At 60.3% G+C, this 16,402-nt stretch carries 31 protein-coding genes; 11 read left to right on the plus strand and 20 right to left on the minus strand.

Translation table 11 applies throughout. The features are described from left to right. Positions 1-121 precede the first annotated feature (121 nt). The 15 genes from HUK82_RS02045 to HUK82_RS02115 all read right to left on the minus strand — a co-directional run bounded on the left by HUK82_RS02045 (position 122) and on the right by HUK82_RS02115 (position 9,593). Positions 122-964, minus strand: coding sequence for a hypothetical protein (locus tag HUK82_RS02045; RefSeq protein WP_176612367.1), 843 nt, complete (start codon positions 962-964; stop codon positions 122-124). Next, the gene (locus tag HUK82_RS02050; RefSeq protein WP_176612368.1) at positions 961-1,119 is read right to left on the minus strand and encodes a hypothetical protein; all 159 of its coding nucleotides are present in this window, start codon (positions 1,117-1,119) and stop codon (positions 961-963) included. The genes HUK82_RS02045 and HUK82_RS02050 overlap by 4 nt, the downstream gene beginning before the upstream one ends. After that, on the minus strand, positions 1,116-3,299 hold the full coding sequence (locus HUK82_RS02055; RefSeq protein ID WP_176612369.1) for a portal protein: 2,184 nt from the start codon (positions 3,297-3,299) through the stop codon (positions 1,116-1,118). Before HUK82_RS02055 ends, HUK82_RS02050 begins: the two co-directional genes overlap by 4 nt. A 68-nt stretch (positions 3,300-3,367) precedes the next feature. Beyond that, positions 3,368-4,645, minus strand: a complete 1,278-nt coding sequence (locus HUK82_RS02060; protein WP_176612370.1) for a PBSX family phage terminase large subunit — start codon at positions 4,643-4,645, stop codon at positions 3,368-3,370. Then, positions 4,638-4,961, minus strand: coding sequence for a DUF5681 domain-containing protein (locus HUK82_RS02065; RefSeq protein ID WP_176612371.1), 324 nt, complete (start codon positions 4,959-4,961; stop codon positions 4,638-4,640). The genes HUK82_RS02060 and HUK82_RS02065 overlap by 8 nt, the downstream gene beginning before the upstream one ends. A gap of 600 nt (positions 4,962-5,561) precedes the next feature. Continuing rightward, positions 5,562-5,801, minus strand: a complete 240-nt coding sequence (locus tag HUK82_RS02070) for a hypothetical protein (RefSeq protein WP_176612372.1) — start codon at positions 5,799-5,801, stop codon at positions 5,562-5,564. Then, complete coding sequence (locus HUK82_RS02075) at positions 5,798-6,064, minus strand: hypothetical protein (protein ID WP_212647878.1); 267 nt, start codon at positions 6,062-6,064, stop codon at positions 5,798-5,800. The genes HUK82_RS02070 and HUK82_RS02075 overlap by 4 nt, the downstream gene beginning before the upstream one ends. After that, the gene (locus HUK82_RS02080) at positions 6,064-6,327 is read right to left on the minus strand and encodes a hypothetical protein (protein ID WP_176612374.1); all 264 of its coding nucleotides are present in this window, start codon (positions 6,325-6,327) and stop codon (positions 6,064-6,066) included. The genes HUK82_RS02075 and HUK82_RS02080 overlap by 1 nt, the downstream gene beginning before the upstream one ends. A gap of 19 nt (positions 6,328-6,346) precedes the next feature. Continuing rightward, entirely contained in the window at positions 6,347-7,153 is an 807-nt protein-coding gene (locus HUK82_RS02085) for a hypothetical protein (RefSeq protein WP_176612375.1), read from the minus strand. A gap of 2 nt (positions 7,154-7,155) precedes the next feature. Beyond that, complete coding sequence (locus tag HUK82_RS02090) at positions 7,156-8,106, minus strand: hypothetical protein (RefSeq protein WP_176612376.1); 951 nt, start codon at positions 8,104-8,106, stop codon at positions 7,156-7,158. Further along, complete coding sequence (locus tag HUK82_RS02095) at positions 8,103-8,522, minus strand: hypothetical protein (RefSeq protein WP_176612377.1); 420 nt, start codon at positions 8,520-8,522, stop codon at positions 8,103-8,105. The genes HUK82_RS02090 and HUK82_RS02095 overlap by 4 nt, the downstream gene beginning before the upstream one ends. Then, positions 8,510-8,695 (minus strand): hypothetical protein, encoded by a 186-nt coding sequence (locus HUK82_RS02100; RefSeq protein WP_176612378.1) that lies wholly within the window; start codon positions 8,693-8,695, stop codon positions 8,510-8,512. The genes HUK82_RS02095 and HUK82_RS02100 overlap by 13 nt, the downstream gene beginning before the upstream one ends. Continuing rightward, positions 8,695-8,967 carry a DUF2312 domain-containing protein gene (locus HUK82_RS02105; protein ID WP_176612379.1) on the minus strand — a complete coding sequence of 91 codons (273 nt, stop codon included), beginning with the start codon at positions 8,965-8,967 and terminating at the stop codon, positions 8,695-8,697. Before HUK82_RS02105 ends, HUK82_RS02100 begins: the two co-directional genes overlap by 1 nt. Further along, entirely contained in the window at positions 8,960-9,190 is a 231-nt protein-coding gene (locus tag HUK82_RS02110; protein WP_176612380.1) for a hypothetical protein, read from the minus strand. Before HUK82_RS02110 ends, HUK82_RS02105 begins: the two co-directional genes overlap by 8 nt. Positions 9,191-9,272: 82 nt before the next feature. Continuing rightward, complete coding sequence (locus tag HUK82_RS02115) at positions 9,273-9,593, minus strand: helix-turn-helix domain-containing protein (protein WP_176612381.1); 321 nt, start codon at positions 9,591-9,593, stop codon at positions 9,273-9,275. Positions 9,594-9,698: 105 nt separating this feature from the next. Between HUK82_RS02115 and HUK82_RS02120 the strand changes: the two genes are divergently transcribed. Then, positions 9,699-9,890, plus strand: a complete 192-nt coding sequence (locus HUK82_RS02120; protein ID WP_176612382.1) for a hypothetical protein — start codon at positions 9,699-9,701, stop codon at positions 9,888-9,890. A gap of 14 nt (positions 9,891-9,904) precedes the next feature. On the opposite strand, the gene ssb is transcribed toward HUK82_RS02120, so the two are convergent. The 4 genes from ssb to HUK82_RS17650 form a co-directional block, all read right to left on the minus strand. Continuing rightward, entirely contained in the window at positions 9,905-10,384 is a 480-nt protein-coding gene (ssb, locus tag HUK82_RS02125) for a single-stranded DNA-binding protein (RefSeq protein ID WP_176612383.1), read from the minus strand. Between the two features lie 7 nt (positions 10,385-10,391). Next, positions 10,392-10,721 (minus strand): hypothetical protein, encoded by a 330-nt coding sequence (locus tag HUK82_RS02130; protein WP_176612384.1) that lies wholly within the window; start codon positions 10,719-10,721, stop codon positions 10,392-10,394. Beyond that, on the minus strand, positions 10,718-11,113 hold the full coding sequence (locus tag HUK82_RS02135; protein ID WP_176612385.1) for a hypothetical protein: 396 nt from the start codon (positions 11,111-11,113) through the stop codon (positions 10,718-10,720). Before HUK82_RS02135 ends, HUK82_RS02130 begins: the two co-directional genes overlap by 4 nt. 177 nt (positions 11,114-11,290) lie before the next feature. Then, positions 11,291-11,524, minus strand: coding sequence for a YdaS family helix-turn-helix protein (locus tag HUK82_RS17650; protein ID WP_373318294.1), 234 nt, complete (start codon positions 11,522-11,524; stop codon positions 11,291-11,293). Between the two features lie 66 nt (positions 11,525-11,590). Here HUK82_RS17650 and HUK82_RS02145 point away from each other — a divergent pair, with 66 nt between their 5' ends. The 3 genes from HUK82_RS02145 (at position 11,591) to HUK82_RS17155 (ending at position 12,655) form a co-directional block, all read left to right on the plus strand. Then, the gene (locus tag HUK82_RS02145; RefSeq protein ID WP_218061496.1) at positions 11,591-11,953 is read left to right on the plus strand and encodes a helix-turn-helix domain-containing protein; all 363 of its coding nucleotides are present in this window, start codon (positions 11,591-11,593) and stop codon (positions 11,951-11,953) included. A gap of 119 nt (positions 11,954-12,072) precedes the next feature. After that, the gene (locus HUK82_RS02150) at positions 12,073-12,345 is read left to right on the plus strand and encodes a hypothetical protein (protein WP_176612388.1); all 273 of its coding nucleotides are present in this window, start codon (positions 12,073-12,075) and stop codon (positions 12,343-12,345) included. Beyond that, positions 12,323-12,655, plus strand: coding sequence for a hypothetical protein (locus tag HUK82_RS17155; RefSeq protein WP_212647879.1), 333 nt, complete (start codon positions 12,323-12,325; stop codon positions 12,653-12,655). Before HUK82_RS02150 ends, HUK82_RS17155 begins: the two co-directional genes overlap by 23 nt. 51 nt (positions 12,656-12,706) lie before the next feature. Here the strand turns inward: HUK82_RS17155 and HUK82_RS02160 are convergent, their stop codons facing one another. Further along, on the minus strand, positions 12,707-13,060 hold the full coding sequence (locus HUK82_RS02160; protein ID WP_176612389.1) for a hypothetical protein: 354 nt from the start codon (positions 13,058-13,060) through the stop codon (positions 12,707-12,709). 167 nt (positions 13,061-13,227) lie between these two features. Between HUK82_RS02160 and HUK82_RS02165 the strand changes: the two genes are divergently transcribed. The 7 genes from HUK82_RS02165 to HUK82_RS02195 all read left to right on the plus strand — a co-directional run bounded on the left by HUK82_RS02165 (position 13,228) and on the right by HUK82_RS02195 (position 16,282). Further along, positions 13,228-13,734: a hypothetical protein gene (locus tag HUK82_RS02165; protein ID WP_176612390.1), complete on the plus strand. Its 507-nt coding sequence runs from the start codon at positions 13,228-13,230 to the stop codon at positions 13,732-13,734. 81 nt (positions 13,735-13,815) lie between these two features. Then, positions 13,816-14,088 (plus strand): hypothetical protein, encoded by a 273-nt coding sequence (locus tag HUK82_RS02170; RefSeq protein ID WP_176612391.1) that lies wholly within the window; start codon positions 13,816-13,818, stop codon positions 14,086-14,088. Next, a complete protein-coding gene (locus HUK82_RS02175; RefSeq protein WP_176612392.1) occupies positions 14,085-14,279 on the plus strand; it encodes a hypothetical protein in 195 nt (64 codons plus the stop codon). Before HUK82_RS02170 ends, HUK82_RS02175 begins: the two co-directional genes overlap by 4 nt. Beyond that, positions 14,276-14,713, plus strand: a complete 438-nt coding sequence (locus HUK82_RS02180) for a hypothetical protein (RefSeq protein ID WP_176612393.1) — start codon at positions 14,276-14,278, stop codon at positions 14,711-14,713. The genes HUK82_RS02175 and HUK82_RS02180 overlap by 4 nt, the downstream gene beginning before the upstream one ends. Continuing rightward, on the plus strand, positions 14,710-14,931 hold the full coding sequence (locus tag HUK82_RS02185; RefSeq protein ID WP_176612394.1) for a hypothetical protein: 222 nt from the start codon (positions 14,710-14,712) through the stop codon (positions 14,929-14,931). Before HUK82_RS02180 ends, HUK82_RS02185 begins: the two co-directional genes overlap by 4 nt. Beyond that, positions 14,928-15,608: a lambda exonuclease family protein gene (locus tag HUK82_RS02190; protein ID WP_176612395.1), complete on the plus strand. Its 681-nt coding sequence runs from the start codon at positions 14,928-14,930 to the stop codon at positions 15,606-15,608. Before HUK82_RS02185 ends, HUK82_RS02190 begins: the two co-directional genes overlap by 4 nt. Further along, the gene (locus tag HUK82_RS02195) at positions 15,608-16,282 is read left to right on the plus strand and encodes a hypothetical protein (RefSeq protein WP_176612396.1); all 675 of its coding nucleotides are present in this window, start codon (positions 15,608-15,610) and stop codon (positions 16,280-16,282) included. Before HUK82_RS02190 ends, HUK82_RS02195 begins: the two co-directional genes overlap by 1 nt. Positions 16,283-16,402 lie beyond the last annotated feature (120 nt).

A 16,402-nucleotide genomic window follows, 5' to 3' on the forward strand; every position in this document is an offset into this window, starting at 1 on the left:
ATGACCCGCTCTCGGCTGTGCCAGAACGTGCGCCGGTTACGACCGGAAACCACCCGTGGCTATCGTGCCAGTCAACGGGCGGGATGTGCTCCTGCCAGGCATCCGCTTAGAGGCCGTCGCCTTACTTCTTTGATCTGAGCTTGATGTATTCCTCAGGGCTCAGATCGCTGTCGTAGATCGACCGGCTTGATACCGCCCGACCGGACCCAGATGCCGCCGCCACAGGGGCCGGGGCTCGCGAAATCTGCTGAGTCTTCGGCGCAGGGTCAGCCACAACGGGCGCCGGCGCCTTTTCCTCAATCGAGGCCGCGAACTTGTGCAACATGGCGAACTGCTTCCGCTCTGGAGCTTCAAACAGTTCTGACGCCGCATCAGGGTCGTTCGCAAGAGCATAGTACACGGCCCCAGCGTTCTGCAACTCTGAAATGTCCTCGATCACCTGCCGATGAGTCGGGTTTGCGAAGTCCATCCCAGCACGGGACACAAGGGACTGCGTCGCCGCCGTCACGGCTGCTGAACCATGGGCGGCCGCAAGGGAGTCGGCCACGCGTTTGGTCGTCTCCCCGAACGCCTGCGCCCGCTGCCTCTCCGCGCTTTCGGCTGCAAGTTTGTCGCGTTCCTGCTGCCTGATCTGGTCAGGCGTCAGTTCCGGTTCGGGCTGCGTCTCTCCACGCTGTGTCGCGAGCGTGCGGCGGTATTGCTCAAGCTCCTGCTCAAGGGCGGCGCGCTGTTCTGCTTCAGCCTTGTATTTCGCCGTGATGCTGCCGATGCGCTTCACATACCACTTCGGCTCGTCCGGCTCTTTCGGCGCTTCGGCCTGAGGCTCGGGCTTCGTCTCATCAGCGGGGGCAGGGGGCGTTTCCCCCGCCGTTTCAGGCGTGGTGCTTCCGAACTCGACGCCGGCATAACGATCGGCAGGGGCGTCCGTCGCGACGACGGCAGGGGTTTCGAGGGTCTCGCTCACTTGCTGACTTCCTTTGACCATTCACGTACAATCTTCAGCATTCGCGCTTCAGTCTCGGCCACCATGATGTCTCTGCTGTCGTATGCTGGATTGTAAGCCGAAACGGTGTAGCCATTTTTTGTTCGCGTAATGGAAATCGAGATGGGGGCGCTCATACGTCAACGGCTCCTGTCACAGGGTTGGGAGCGTGAATGTCGCCCCCAGGTGGGTTGGTTGAAGGAAGGCGCTCGAGAGGTTGCGGGTTCACCTCTGGCACCGGCGCGTGCGGCGTTCCCTGCTCGGCAAGGATCGTGCGGATGAGATTCTCCAGCACCGGCTTGAGGCTTTCAGGCGAGATCGACCCGATCGCCGCCATTTCATCCGTCTGCTGTTCCCGCTTTTTGGTGTCAGCATCCATCAGGTCGATAACAGCCTCATGGCGCTGCTTGTCTGCGCGCAGGGCCAAGTCCTGCTGCTTGTCCTTAACCTGCTGGTTAAGTTGGCCGACCTGCGCCTGAAGCTGCTGTATCATCTGCTGCGCCTGGCCAAGGCGCGGATCCTCCTGCGCGGGCTTGAGGCGGTCTGCGATCTCGTCAGCCAATGGGAAGTCGGCGGCCTTGAAGAACAGATCGCCGATCTGAGCCATGATCGCCGGGTTCGCCTGAAGAACCTGCATCAGTGCGTTGAAGGTGTCCTGACGCCGGGTTGCGAACGCAGGCCCCACGTCCGCCTCGACGTCATAGCGCCCGATCGTGGGGTTAATGGCAAGGATTGCCCCCTGCATCGCCATTTGCTGCTCGATGGTCGACCCCTGCGGCGCTTGCTGCCCGGGCGGCTGCACTACCTGCGCGGCCTGCGGTGCGCCCGGATCGACAATGGCGCTGGTCTGCTCGCCATCTTCGCCCAGCACCTGAACCGCGCGGGCTGTGTCATACACGAGAGGAATGGCGTCGATCAGGATGCGCCCGAGCAGGCGCAGCGCCATGCCCTGATTGTCCGTGTAATGGTAATTCGCCGTGTCGCTCTGGCGCTGGCGCTCATTGATGGCTTTACCGGAGCGCTCGTTGCCCGGCGCGCCCATCTCGGCCTGATACTGGCCGGTGACCATCTGCATTTGCAGGTCAGCATTCTGCATCGCCTGCATATGACCGCTACTGCCGGTGGGCGGATCCAGGCGCTGCGGCGCCTGGAGCGGCGTGGAGTCGTCAGGATCGATAGAGCGGTAGGGCAAGTAGGCCTGATTGCTGACGTTGGCGCTCGCCCACTGGTTCTCATAGCCTTCAATTGAACGCTCATCGACAAGCCATGGCGATTTCGTCTGGATGGCAATGCTCTCCACGAACGCCGATGCGCTGTAGTTGAACATGCGTTGGGGGTCGATGAGCGCGCGAACAAGCCCGCATCGGTCAAGCCGACCGTCTATCACGCTTTCGATGCCGACGAATGGCACCAGCGGGATGTGACGGAAAACGGTCGGGCCCGACGAGATGACCTCATCGCCCGCAATCAGGAAGAATTCGACATGTGGCCGCGTGATCGGACGGGATTGAGCCTTAAGCGCACGGCACACCTCGACCATCTCTTCCGGCATTTCGCTCTGGCGCATCGGCTGGATCGCGCCTGTCTGCGGGTTCGGGACTGCCCACAGCGTGTCCTTTTCCTCGTTGCGCCGGTAGTACCGAAACACGCGGACGATATCGCGTTCGACGGCGTCAGTTCGGTCGTCATTCTCGGTCACGAGCGAGAGGGGGGCACCCCTGATGTCCTGATGACCCGGATAAAGCCGATCGAACTCGGCGCGCGGCATTTCTTCGACGATCATAGCCCACTGCATGTCGCTGTGATCGGGCTCTTGGGTGTTGGGATCGGAATAGACCGAGCGCGGGTCAGGCACGGACTTGATGAAGAAGTCCTGATCGAAACTGTCCTGTCCGCGCACGTAGTCCGTGACGACATGGACCCAGCCCATGCCCTGCCGAACTTGCCCCTGGATTGCGCAGTTGTAGGCGTTCTGCTGGGCGTTCGACTGATACTCGATGTGACGGACAATGCCCTCGAGCACATCAGCCGCTTTCTCTGTCGCGCCAAATCCCGTGGCGTTGATCTTCATGCCCATCTGCGACTGCCGGGCGTCGTTCTCGATGTGAAAGACGTGCTGCTGGGTCTTGTTGATCGTCAGGCAAGGTCGTGGCGATCCGCCGAACGTGCCGTTGCGGACCTGATAGACCGCATCATCCCACTGCGCATGATTGTAGGCGTCAGCGTGAAAGAACCTCAGATCCTCCAGCGCACGCTTACGCCATTGCGCCTCGAAGTCGCGGCACGCCTCGAAGCGCTCCTGCACCTCGCGGATCACGTCATCGGTTTCTTGTATCGCCATCGGGATACCTTATAGCATGATGAATAATTGAGCGTACAGAGAAATCAGGCACCCATCCAGCCAGACGACGCGCCGGCCATTTGCAGGCGTGGGGCAGCGGGTTTGCGCGCCTCTTTCGGCTTGGGGTCGTTGATGGCAACAGCCATCTGCCGGAACGCATCTGCACCGTGCGACGCGTCATCGTGCAGAGGTTTGGACGAGTATTGCCCGGTCTGCTGGTCGACGTCGTATCGATACCGGCGCAGGCAATCGACACCATCCGCGCATCGATCAGCGTCGATCCACAAGCGAGGAAACAGGGTTCGAGCCGCGCTGATACCGGCCTTGATCGGCAATTGAGGCAGGACCGATATCGGCATGCCGCGCGTGCGAAGCTGGGTGGCGATCGTCTTGCCGGCCGCTGACAACTGGCCCTGGTTCGCGTCGTGCGGCAGGAAATGGCGTTCGTAGCGATAGCCGCGACGCTCCAGCCAGCCGATGTAATGGTCCAGGCCTTCCATGCGATTCTGGTAGAAGTCGATCACGCGAATGTCGAAGCCGATCTTCTGCCAGCACCATATGCTGGTCATGTCGCTCCATCCCAAATCCCAGGCCGTGAACACGGGCGCTGACGGATCGTACGCCACGTCGCAGATGCGCATCTCTTCTGTCGCCTGCCTCATCTCATTGGCGTAGATCGCCCCCTCAAGAGACTGGCGCGGGTGTCCTTCCCACACGTGCAGCCACTCATCCTCGTTCTTGGCCTTCAGATCCTCCATCTCCTCGCGCAGCACGTCCGGGAAGAACGGATTATGCGACCAGTTGATCTTGCGTACGAGCGCGTTCCGCGGCGGCGATGCGATGAAGCGCTGGTAGGTCTCGTCAGTCTGCAAATCCGGGTTCATGCTGATCCAGATCTCAGACCCGGGCGCACGAATGGTCGGGATCAGGATGTCCCACGATCCCTTCGAGATCGATTGGGCCTCCTCAACCCACGCGATATCCGCTCCTTCGAACGACTTGATGCCGCTGATGTTGTGACGCAGGCCGGCGAAGTAGAACTGCGTGCCGTTCCTGCCGATGATCGTGGTCTTCTGCACCTCGTAGAACGCATGAAGGTCGTACAGGTCGATCAGCTCGCTCAGCAGCTTGTGCACGCTCTCGCTGATCTTGTTCTGGAACTCACGGCAGCACAGGACCGTCAATCGCCGCTGCATCCCCTTCACCAGCAGCGCGCGCCCGATCGAGTGCGACTTCGCGGACCCGCGGCCGCCATACAGAACCTTGTATCGGCTCTCGTCGAACAGGAACTCGAATGCCTCGGGAATGGAAATCTCAGCCATTCTTGCGCACGAAGTTGACGGTAACACTCATGTCCGCTGCCTCGCCGTCCTTGTCGACCGCCTGGAACTGGGTCGGCACCAACGCCGCGATTGCCTTTACGTAATCACCCGGCTTCTCAATGCGCATCATCTCGATGGCCCTGACGCCGTGCGTCTCGAAGTCATCGTAAAGGGCCGCGATGAAGGACTCCGATAGCTTGTTGCGCGTGCCCTTGGGCCGGCCGGATGGATTGGCCACCTGACCTTTTACGAACGGGCGTCCAGGTCCGCGCTTTCGCTTTTCAGGCGCTTTATCATCTGCCAGCTTGCCCGGCATTTCACTCCAACCCTCCCGCTGCAATCTGCGTCGTCCTCGGCTGCGGCCGCCCGGGCATCCTGATCCACTTCGTGCCGCCGATATGCCATCCGTCGCATTCTCCGCAGAGGTAAACACCAACAGCTCGGTCATTCGATCGCATACGGTCGGCGGCTTTCTCGGCCTGGCACATGAGCGCAAACCGGATCTTCCCGTGGCATTTCGTGGGGCGCTTCACTTCACATCACCCCTAGTTCTGAAAAGGCCCGGCGCAAGAGAGCGGACCCAACAACCCCGAAGGCGCATACCCAGGAACTAACGACGAGAGACACCATCCACAGCGGCGTCGCGACGCTCGAACGGTCGACGAGATATCCACCAAGCGTAAACCAACCGACGATCCACACGATCGGAGCGGCCAGAATCACTATTCTCTTCACTTCACGAACCTCCCCCGCTCGTCGCGCTTTGGTTTGGCATTGACACGATCAGCCACGATGCCGCGTCTAATGGCTCGGACTTCTTTCAACCACCATCTTGTCATCTCTTGAGAATCTCGGAGCCTCCGCTTTAGATCGTCGATCTCCGACCACGGCCACACGCGACGGCGGATGAAGGCGATCATGCCGCACCCCCATGCTTCCGCGCCCAGTCCTGCACGCCGTGAAGGAAGGCAGCAGTGAGGCGTGGGAATTTCCGGGATTGGTCAATGTTCATCCAGGAAATGAACAACAAGACAAGATCCGCCCGGATGCCGCTGTCACGGATGTCGCCCGCGTAGCTGTACCCCTGCCGCCGCGCTTTCCTCTGCGCTGCGCCCCGCTTGCCGGCGTGCAGCCGGGATTGCGAGGTGCGGGTCATGCCTGCACCTGCAGCCACTCGTTCGGAATGGTCGCGACCCGGCGCCATACCTTCGAAGATCGCGCGCAGGAAATGAAGCCGTTCCGCTTCATGCGTTGCAGCATCCGGTCCGCGAACCGATGCGCAGCCTCATGTGGGACACCCGCGCTCAGGGCAAGCCGCACGACTTCCGGATACGTGAATGTGTTAGGTGGGTAAGCCCTCATCAACTCGGCAAAACGCGCTACCGTCTCGCTATCAATCGTATGCCCCTCGACCACCATCACCCACACCCCACCAGATCGCCGCACAGCGGCTTTTCGTTCCCAGACGCGCAATGTGACCCGCCACACTCCGCACCGCCCTCAGCGACCAACGTCGAGGCTCTCGCGGCCACATACGACCCGAGCGGCGCTCCGAATTGCTGCTGCGTGCGAGCCGCGCACTTCGACCAGTCGATCGCCGGCGCGAGGTTCGCCCGGTATTCGTCCGTCATCGCGCCGGGCCAGATGTCGTTGTGCATGGTGGTGATTGAATCACGGAACATGGGGGAAAGTACAGGGAAATCAGCCATTTTCTGCGCTTTTCTCGATGTTTGAGGATTCGAGTTCCGCGACCAGCGTCTGATTGCGTTCCAGCATCACGATCCTGGCTTCCGTCACCTCGCGCATCCCGGGGCTCATCTTCGGCAGGGCGTGCTTCAGGGCATCGATCAGCGCTTGTCCGCGCAGCGTCACGTCGCTGCCGGGCATGATCGTCCCGAACTTGCGGATCTGATCCTCGCGCTTTTTCGCGGCTGCGGCTTCGGCACGCAGTTCGTCCATCTGCCGTGCGACGGCGCGCTTTTCCTCGTCCGTCGCCGGGCGCCGCGGTTCTTCCTGCGGCTGTGACGCGATGGCGAGGATGTGGTTGCAGCCGTCAAGCTCGACCTTGATCGCGTCGGCGTAGGGGCGAAGATGCGCGTAGAGTTCGGCCGGACGGGGCCAGAACGTGCCAGGGAGTCGACCGCCGACCGCTGGCTGCTGCGCCCATGCCCTCCGCGTCTCCGGCGTCCAGCATCCGCGAGGGAGCGCGCCGCACACGTCGACGATCGCCTCGCAGGCCGCAACGAGCGCGGGTTCGTCGTACGGCGCATTGGCGACCATCGGCACCAGTTTCTTCAGCCACGCCATGACAACGCCGGGCGTCGTCGCCTCCATCCCGGACGCGGCGATACGCGCTTGCTCGCGGGCCACAGCGACGTCATCGGGCGTGATGTCGCGGCGAAGAAGCGGCGTCCCACTCCGCTTGGCGGATATCAGCGCACGGACATTCCCGCCGCATGGACGGTAGGCGGCAATCGCGCACGGCAGAATTTCGGAAATCTGGTTCATCGTCACACCCCTTCCACGTCGGGCACATTGGCCCAGACGGCTAGTCGTTTTTCCTGCGGCGTCATGCGGTCGAGGGGCTGCTCGCCTCGGTTCTGCGCGGGTCGGACAGTCGGACCAGGCGGGAACCGGTCGAACTCGTTGTTCACCCAGACCCTGAAGGCCGCATCCCAGTCGATCTTCGTCGCATTGGAGCCGGAACTGGCCTGCCAGTGGTTTTTGAATTTCTCGGCGATGTGCTCGACCCGCACAAAATCGAAGCCTTTCCCCAGCGCAAATGCCCTGAGGTCGCCGGAAAGCGCCCAGTCGTCGGGGATGCGAGACCCGCGCTTCGTCGGCTTGCGCGGCGGAGCAGGCGCGGTTTGCGCGCCCCTCTCTACGACCGAAGGGAGTAGAGTCTCTTTCTCTCTTTCTCTCTTACCCTGCGACGAAACGCCGGTTTTTTCGTTTTCGTCCGTTGTGAAACGCGTTTCATCGTGCGTTTCATCGCTTGTTTCAGCATGACCTGAAGCGCGTTTCGTCGCCCCATTGCCATGCTGACGGTCGCGCCACTGTGCAAGTCTCTCACGATCTTTGCCGCGTTTCGCTTCGTGTTTCTCTCGAAATCTGAACTTCTCGATCGCCTCTGCGCAGAGGACTGGGTGATACCAGCGGCCATCGGAGCATTTGACGAACCCGCGCATTGAAAGGTCAGAGCATTTACGCCACCCCTTCACGTCAGCGCCGAAGTCAGCCATGACAGACAGTTCGATCTCGTTATCCGGCAGGCTACCGCACGGCACTTGGTTCCAGGCCTCCCACCAGAGCTTAATGGCAGCCAGCCCCGCGCGAGGATTGGTGACGACTGCGATGCGATAAAGCGACGACTGGAACAGACGATGCCCGAGGATAGGCATGAAGTCATACCCCCGCAGGTCGCAGTCTGGCGGCGTCAGGGGGGCGGGAAGATCCGTCATGCCATCACCTCCGCGCCCACCATCTCCGTCACAGTCACAACCGTCCTGGCCTCTGCGCGCTTGCACACCCTCGGCTCGACAGTCAGCGTGATGTGCTTCGGGCTGTCGTCCACGATCAGGCCGATCCCGAACTTGTTCCGGATCTTCCCGTTGGCCTGCAACTCGGGTGTCGTCAGGCAGTCGAGCAGATCCTTCGCGCCGCCGTACAGGCCATCAAGGTCCGGCGTGCCAGTAGAGTAGCGAATGATCAGGACATGCGCGCGCGTGAACGGCTCCGCGGGGATCTCACCAGACAGTTCCGCCGCGATGCGGCGCGCGGTCGCGATCTTCTCGCGCTGACGCGTGCGATAGTGCTTGCGTTGCTGGACGTTCAGCAGGGGGAACGGATCCGGGAGGGTGAACGTCAGCGTGCGCATGCAAACCTCCCCGACGCATCCCGGCGCTTCGCGTTTTCACGCAGTATCCGGTCCATGGCCTCGATCTTGCGTTTCTGACCGGCGACGATATCCAGAAACCGGGCGTTCTCGGCGCGGAGGCGAGCGTTCTCTGCCTCCAGCGCCGAGGGTGCTTTGCGGAAGGGGTTCAGCATCAGACCGACATCCCCAGCGCGCGGCGGTAAATGTCGAGCAGCGTTTCCGCTTCTTCCACGTCCGCCGGCTCCATCTTCCGGATGCGGATGATCTGCTTGATCGTCTTGACGTCGAAGCCCGCGCTCTTGGCTTCCACGAAGATGTCGCGGATGTCGGATGAAAGCGCCTTGCGCTCCTCCTCCAATCTTTCCACACGTTCCACCAGGGACCGCAGGCGATCCGCCGCAATCCCGCCAACGCTGCTGTTGTGGCCGGTCATTTCGTCAGACATGCGATTGCTCCACGAATTCATAATGGACGGTGACGACGCGGCGGAGGCCGGCAGCGGCTAGGACACGGTCGGAAAATGGCTTGAGGCCGTTGCGCTGCGCATTGAGCGCCTGGCGGGATATTCCGGCGACGCTGGCGGCGTGCTGCTCGTTGCGGTGATTAGCAACCCATCGGTTGACAATCCTGCATACATCCACGTCGTCTATGCTGTTGGAGCGCGTCATTTCGACACGCCCGCGCGCTTGACCTTGAGAGCCACGACATAGCTCGCGAACGCGGCCTCGATCCCGTTCGGGAACACGGCGATCAGAATGAAGCCGAGGCAGAAGATGCGGGGAGGGCCTTCATGCTGCCCGAATCCGCACCATCCGAGTTCAACTCCAAAGCCTTTTGGCATTGGCCTTCTCCGACAATTCGGAAGATCTCGTCACGGAGATCGTCACATTGTTGCATGAGCCGGATCAGTTCGGCGCCGCGTGGCGCGTTGATCCCGGCAAACCAGTTCTCGACTGTGCGCGGTGTCGTGCCGACAGCACGCGCGAGCAGCTTTGAAGCGTGACGCACCTGGCCGTAATTCCGGCGCAGGATGCCTGTCACTGTCTCGGAGTAGGTGGCGGCATCGATCATGCAATGCCTCCCACACCGAAAATCTCGGTGGTTCTGTCCCCTACTTTTACGCATCGCGTTCCTCCATCATCCGAACTGCGATGAACGGATGAGAGGACAACTGCGATGGAGGACGAAGAGCACGAAATGATGAAACGCTGGGACGCTTTCGACAGGAAGCGCCTCTCGGCAGAAGAGCCGTTCCTTGAGAACTGGCTCGCGAACACGGCCCAGCTATGGCGCACCCTGCACCCGACAGCCGACATCGCGACGAGGAACGAACTCGTCACGGCGTTGGCTGTCATATTGTTGGTGTGAGGGTGCATGGACGGTCAGAACGGAATTTCGTCGGCGTCGTCCGGAGCCGACCAGCCGTCCGACATGGAGCCACGCCCAGCGTTATAGCCGCCGGTCTGCGCCGGGCGCTCGGACTGGCGCGGGGCCGCGTCAGCATCCGCCGGCTTGCTGTCGATCAGCACCATATCGCCGCGAAAACGATCAATAACGACCTCGGTCGTGAAGCGTTCCTGCCCCGACTGGTCGGTCCACTTGCGAGTTTGTAACGACCCTTCGATATAGACCTTGCGGCCTTTGCGCAGGAAGCGTTCGGCAACATCGGCCACGCGTTCGTTGAAGATCACGACGCGGTGCCACTCGGTGCGCTCCTTGCGCTCGCCCGACGCCTTGTCGTTCCACGTCTCGGACGTGGCGACGGTCAGAGAAATGACCTTGCCCGCAGCCTGCGTGTTCCGAACCTCGGGATCTTTCCCAAGATTCCCTACGAGAATTACTTTATTGACTGAACCGGCCATGCGTTCCTCAAGCTACAAACTGTGCATCGTTACGGTATTGCCGCGCACTGGACCGGCATCCGTCGCAACGAAAAATGAACTGCGTCGCGGGCCTGAACTTCTCCCGGCAGCACGCACAAGTGCGCGTCGGCGGCGCATCACTGACTGCCTTCGTCTGCTGGAACCGCAGAGCGCCGTAAGTGTTGAGCGTCTCCACCCGGATGTGGAGATCAGCGCTGATCCGCAGCATGCTCTGGCCGGCTGCCGCCCGCGCCTCGACCTCGGGCCATACCAGCGCCCAGTCGATCGCGCGGCCGCCGATCTTGCGCGTCCATTCGAGGTGCGCGGGGATGGTCATCGATCAGAGACCCTCCACCCATCGATCAGGGAATCGCCAAGATGCGTCCGTGCCAAGGCCCACTCTGCCCGCTTGCCAGATCGCGAAATGCTAACTGCGCCGAATGATTCAGCGCGCATCGCGAATGAGATGACCCGTCCGAGGGAATACCCAATCTTCATGGCTGTATCATGCGCAGAGAGACCAGAGACGGAGTGGAGGGCGACAACGTCTTCGCGACGCCAGGCACGGGTGTTGTCCCAATATTTGAGCGCGATGCCGTTCTTGACGCCGAAGCTCTCAGCTTCATCGAACGTGAGGAAATTCTCAATGCTTGTCTGGATGCCGGCAGTCAGTTTATGGCCGAGTTGCAGGTATCCTGAAGAGGTCGGAAGAATAATAGCTTGCGCCATGTCATTTCGCCTTGATCTGAAGGATGGACCGGCCTCTGTCTTTCGCCGTCCGGCAAACGACGTCCCCGCGCGCATAGGCATCCGCCTCTGTCATCGGCGCACCCGGCAACGGTATGAATTTGCGGTCAGACGCCGAATAGACTGCGATGGCGGTCCACGCAGTGGGGAGACGGATGCTCATCGCGCCACCTCGGTGGCCGGGGTGCGGGCGAACAGGTCCGGGCGCAGTTCTTCGCGCGGGATGTCGAATACTGCCTCAATAGTGGGGCAGTGGTGGGGAGGAATGGTTTTCCACCCAAGCACTGTCGAGTGCGATTTCAACCCAACAGCTTCAGCTACCCGCTTACAGCCGCCAGCCAACTTAATGAGTTCCGAAGGTTCCATGGAGAGAAATGTCGCACATACCGACATTTAACGTCAACACGAAATGTCGCTCCGTGCGACCCATGCTATTTTTGCGCCTGCCATCATATTCCGATGAGTGACTTACGCACTATGGGTGACCGGTTGCGCAGCCTCCGCAAGAGCCGGGGGCTCGTCCAGGCTGTTGCCGCGGAGGCGGTCGGGATCAGCCGGAATCACCTAACTGAGATTGAGAACGGGAAAGATCCAGGGTTCCAGACCTTTTGCGCGCTAGCCGATTTCTACGGTGTCTCCATGGATTATCTTTATCGAGGCACGACGCTTGTCGCGATCGAGAATCCTGAGGATGTGGCCCATGGTCCGGAGGAGAGCCGTCTCCTCAGGATCTGGAGAGGTGTGGATGATTGCCACAGGCAACGGATGATGGACGGCCTTTTGGCTGAGCTTCTTGCTAAGTCCAAATCCAGTGCTGCCTGACCCATCACCCCACTCGACCCGTTCCCTGTTCCGCATGCTGCATCATGTCGAGAACAGAAACAGAACGCAATATGTTTTCTATGGTGTGGGGGCGGGGCTAAATCACAGGGAGTGCGAATATGAGCGAACATCAGGTATATAAATTACCGGAAGCGCTTGAAAAAAAGGGCATAACGTTAAAATGCCCGGTTTGTGGAAGTGAAAACTTTATGGTCAGCGACAGTCTTCGCGATTATTTGGTCCCTGCCATAGACAAAGACTCTGGTTTCAAGGTAAATTTTGATAAAGGTTTGCCAGTTTATTCATTGATATGTGAAAATTGTTCATACGTTCTCAATTTCTCGATCCAAATAGCTGAGACGATTATCGATGGCATCCCCTCTAAAGAATAATCCGCATTTGATATTGGTGCAGGGCGGGGGTGCCTCCGCTGGCGAGTCGCCGCCTAAACCGACCATTGACGGCGGCGATGAACCTCCCCATGATTCGATTATGCAAGCGCGTGTAGCCGTTCTGGAACAGATCGCCAAGGATACGAAGGCGCCTCTCGATAGGATCGAGAAGCGCATGGATCGTATCGACACGCGCTTTGACAAGTTCGATGAGCGGCATGACCGCGATTTCCGGCTCACGTTTGGTGCGCTGATTACGACCGCGCTCGGACTCGCCGCCCTGATGGCAAAAGGGTTTCACTGGTTCTGATCGCAGGCGTCACACCCCGAGGCCAACCCCCTCCCGCTCCGGCGGGATTTTTTATGACTTGGGAGCGGGCGCTCCAGGGCATGACTTCTCAGCTTCCACGCGATGGATAGCGTCCATTTTGCCCTTTTCGAGCGCCAGAGTGCGAGACACGTCAGACCCACTCAGTTCTGAAAGTGGGACGCCAAGCGCAATGACGCCCCAGGTATCAGTCTTGTGTGCCCGGTGCTGCTTATCGGAAAGCGCCGTTAGCATGTCCGTCTCGCGCACTTCCGATTGCCCAAGCTCACTGCATGACTGGCTGGCATATGCAGTATCAGCCACATAGGTCGGCTGTATATGCTCCGGGCTGCTGGCGCATGCCGTTAAAGTGGCGACAAATCCAAGTGTAGTCAGTTGCTTGCGCATTGCGTCCTCCGATCACGGCAGAGTGTCACAAAATCTATCGAAGCGCGACACGAACCTCCGAGAGAAATGTCGGTGTAGACGACATTTACGGTTGACCATGAGTGTCGGTATATGCGACATAATACCCATCAACACCGCCCGCGCCGCCGGGCCTGGAGGATGGGAAGATGCAGACCAGCGCCGAGAACAAGAAATACGAGTTCGTCGATGGCGACACGAAGAAGGTGTCTGGGCGCACGCTCCATCGCATCCGCGCTCTCGCTGCGATTGCCGCCGTCGGCGTTCAGGCCGGTGATCTGGGTGGTTACGTCGAGACTGAGGCGAACTTAGCGGTCTCCGGCAACGCGTGGGTCTCCGGCGACGCGTGGGTCTCCGGCAACGCGCGGGTCTACGGCAACGCGTGGGTCTCCGGCGACGCGCGGGTTGAGCCGCGCATTCATATTGGCTGGTGCAGCATCGTTGGGTCTGAAGCCGGAACACTGACATGGTTCCGCACGAAAGAGGGAGTGAGCGTCAATCGTGGATGCTTTAACGGCACGCTTGATGAGTTCGAGGCGCGTGTTGCAAGCCATCATGGTGACAGCCAAGCAGGGCGAGAATATCAGGCGCTCATTGCATTCGTGAAATTGCGCACGGCGGTCTGGCACAAATTCAAAGAACAGGCGGCCGCCTAAGCACCCGCTTCACGCTGGGCCGCTGCGCGCGACCCAGACGAAGCCGGTGTCCGGCAAGCATTCAACGGAATAGGTGATGTGATGATCGCAATACCTAAAGACCTGCGCGATAAGCATTATGACCGCGCGCAGATGGTTCTCTTTCTGACGGCCCTCAAGGAAAGCTTTGAGCGCCAGTCTGACCCCGACGCGGTGCTGGAGGATATGGGCATCGCGCTGAACGACGCGCTGTCCAATGCCGAAAAGCTGGCGTCTGAAGAGGTCGAGCGGCAGGGCATGCGCGACTGGCTCGACGCCGAGCCGTACACCCGCGCCGACCACGCGCGCTCACTCCGGATGGAGGGCGTGCTGTGAAGATCGAGGAAGCCAACGAAGTGGGCGCGACCCTGCAAGAGGCCCGTCGCGTCCTTAAGGAGATTCACATCTCCAACGAGATCAAGAATCGAGAATTGGCTGCAAGCGTCGACGATCTGATCGGCCGATGCGAGGGGGCTCTCTGGACGATGATGCAGGAGACGCGCGAATTGGTGGGAGAGCCCGCATGACCGGGAAATGGACGCCGGGTCCATGGGGATGGTTTGGTTATGCCGGAGGGATCCCCGAAGTCTATCTAGCAACGACGCACTCAGGACGCAGGTACGTCATGGGGTTCAAGCGTTGGGGCATGAAAGGCGCTCAGCCGCAGTTCCAGCCAGAAGGACGCGGTCTAGTCGATGCAAGCAAGCTGCTTCAATTTGAGGTTGGCGACCGATCTGTCCGTGGGGTTGAAGAAGCCCGCAAGAACGGCAGTGTCTACCGACTGGATATTCGCGGGATCGATTGTCCCGATGCTCGCCTGATCTCCGCCTCCCCTGATTTGGCCGAGGCGCTTGACGAAATCATGAACTATCAAGGCGGTGCCGACAGCGCTTTGGATGACCCTTATATTGTGGAGCGCGCCCGCGCTGCTCTCGCAAAAGCGAAGGGAGAGCCCGCATGAGCGGCGATAAAACCCTGTCACAGCGCTACGCGGATGCACGGCGCACGGCTGAGGCGAACCGCAAGATGGCAGCGATGATGCGTGCGTTCGGGCCGATCCCGAACAACGTCGACTTCGCGGCTCAGGCAGAGGAAGCGGACCGCAACGCCCGGTACTATGGCGAGCGTGTGCGCGGGCTGCGGATACCGCTGCGGGTTGTGCAGGGAGGGGTGGCGTGAAGATTTATCACGATCTCCAGCAGGGAACAGAGGAATGGTTGCAGGCACGTTGCGGCGTGCTGACAGCCAGCACGATTGGACAGCTTCTGACTACGACCGGCAAATCAGCCAAGAACGATAAGTCGCGACGTCTGGTGATGGATCTTCTCTCGCAGCGGATTACCGGGATTGCCGAGCCTGTGCATCAGAACGCCGCAATGCTGCGCGGGCATGATGATGAGAGCGAGGCCAAGCTGCTTTACTCGCGTGAAGTGGCGATTGTGGATGAAGTGGGGTTTGTCACTGAGGATAAATGGGGATTCACCCTTGGCTATTCACCGGATGGCCTCGTTGGCGACGACGGCCTGATCGAGGTCAAGTCGCGTGCGCACGCGCTTCAAGCGCAGACGATCATCGATCAGGTCGTGCCTGCTGAATACATGGCGCAGATACAGACGGGATTGCTCGTGACGCAGCGCAAATGGTGCGATTTCATCAGCTACCCAGCTATGGGCGGCGGGAAAATGATGGTTCTGCGCGTCCTTCCTGATCCTGCCATGCATGCCAGGCTTCTGGATGCAGCGCGGTCATTCGAGAGCGAAGTGAGCCAACGGCAAGCGGAATATGACGCGGCCCTGAACAATGCAGGCATCCGGTTTTTTGACACCGTGCGCCGCGAAGAACTGGAGATTGTGTGATGTCGGATATTGCTGAAACGGTTGCGCCGAACAGCGACCAGATCACCGCTGATGATCTGCGTGCCGGGCCGTGGACGATTACCGTGACATCGGTGCGGGTGAATAAGGCGGAAGATCAGCCGGTCTCGATCTTCTATGAAAATTGCGGAAAGAAGCCGTTCAAGCCCTGCAAGACAATGCGCCGCGTTCTTCTCGAACTGTGGGGACCGAACTCGATTGAGTACGTCGGCAAGACGTTGACGGTCTATCGGGACGCAAACGTGTCGTTCGGCAAGGATAAGACCGGCGGCGTTCGCATAAGTCACCTGTCGCACATCCCTGAGCAGCGGCAGGTTTCAGTGATTACCACGAAGGGAAGGCGCGGCCTGTATCTGGTCAAGCCTCTCCGCGTCGACATCCAGACGCTTCAGGAGCGGCGAGAGTATGAGGCAAAGCCAAGCAATGACGCGGTGCCGGATGTGGCTGCACGCGCCAACGCATGGGTGGACAAGACGCTAGCCGAGATCGGCCAGATTGCCAGCATGGGCGACCTGGAGGCGTTCACCGGGTCGTCTGCATACATGAATGGCATGAAGGCGATCCGCCCAATGTTGCCGGATCGGGCCGCAGAGATCGACGCTGCGGTTCAACGCTCCTTGGGGGTATTGGGCGATCCGTTCGCAGCCACCGCATGAACGCCATCCCCCTACACATCCCGCGCAAACAGTCGCGGGAGCACGAGAGAAAATCGAAATGAACAGAGAAACAATCACCATAGCCGTCGAAGAGGCTTTGCGGTTTGTAGAGCGCGCAAA

It is taken from the genome of Ameyamaea chiangmaiensis (assembly GCF_013376175.1).
Taxonomy (GTDB): domain Bacteria; phylum Pseudomonadota; class Alphaproteobacteria; order Acetobacterales; family Acetobacteraceae; genus Ameyamaea; species Ameyamaea chiangmaiensis.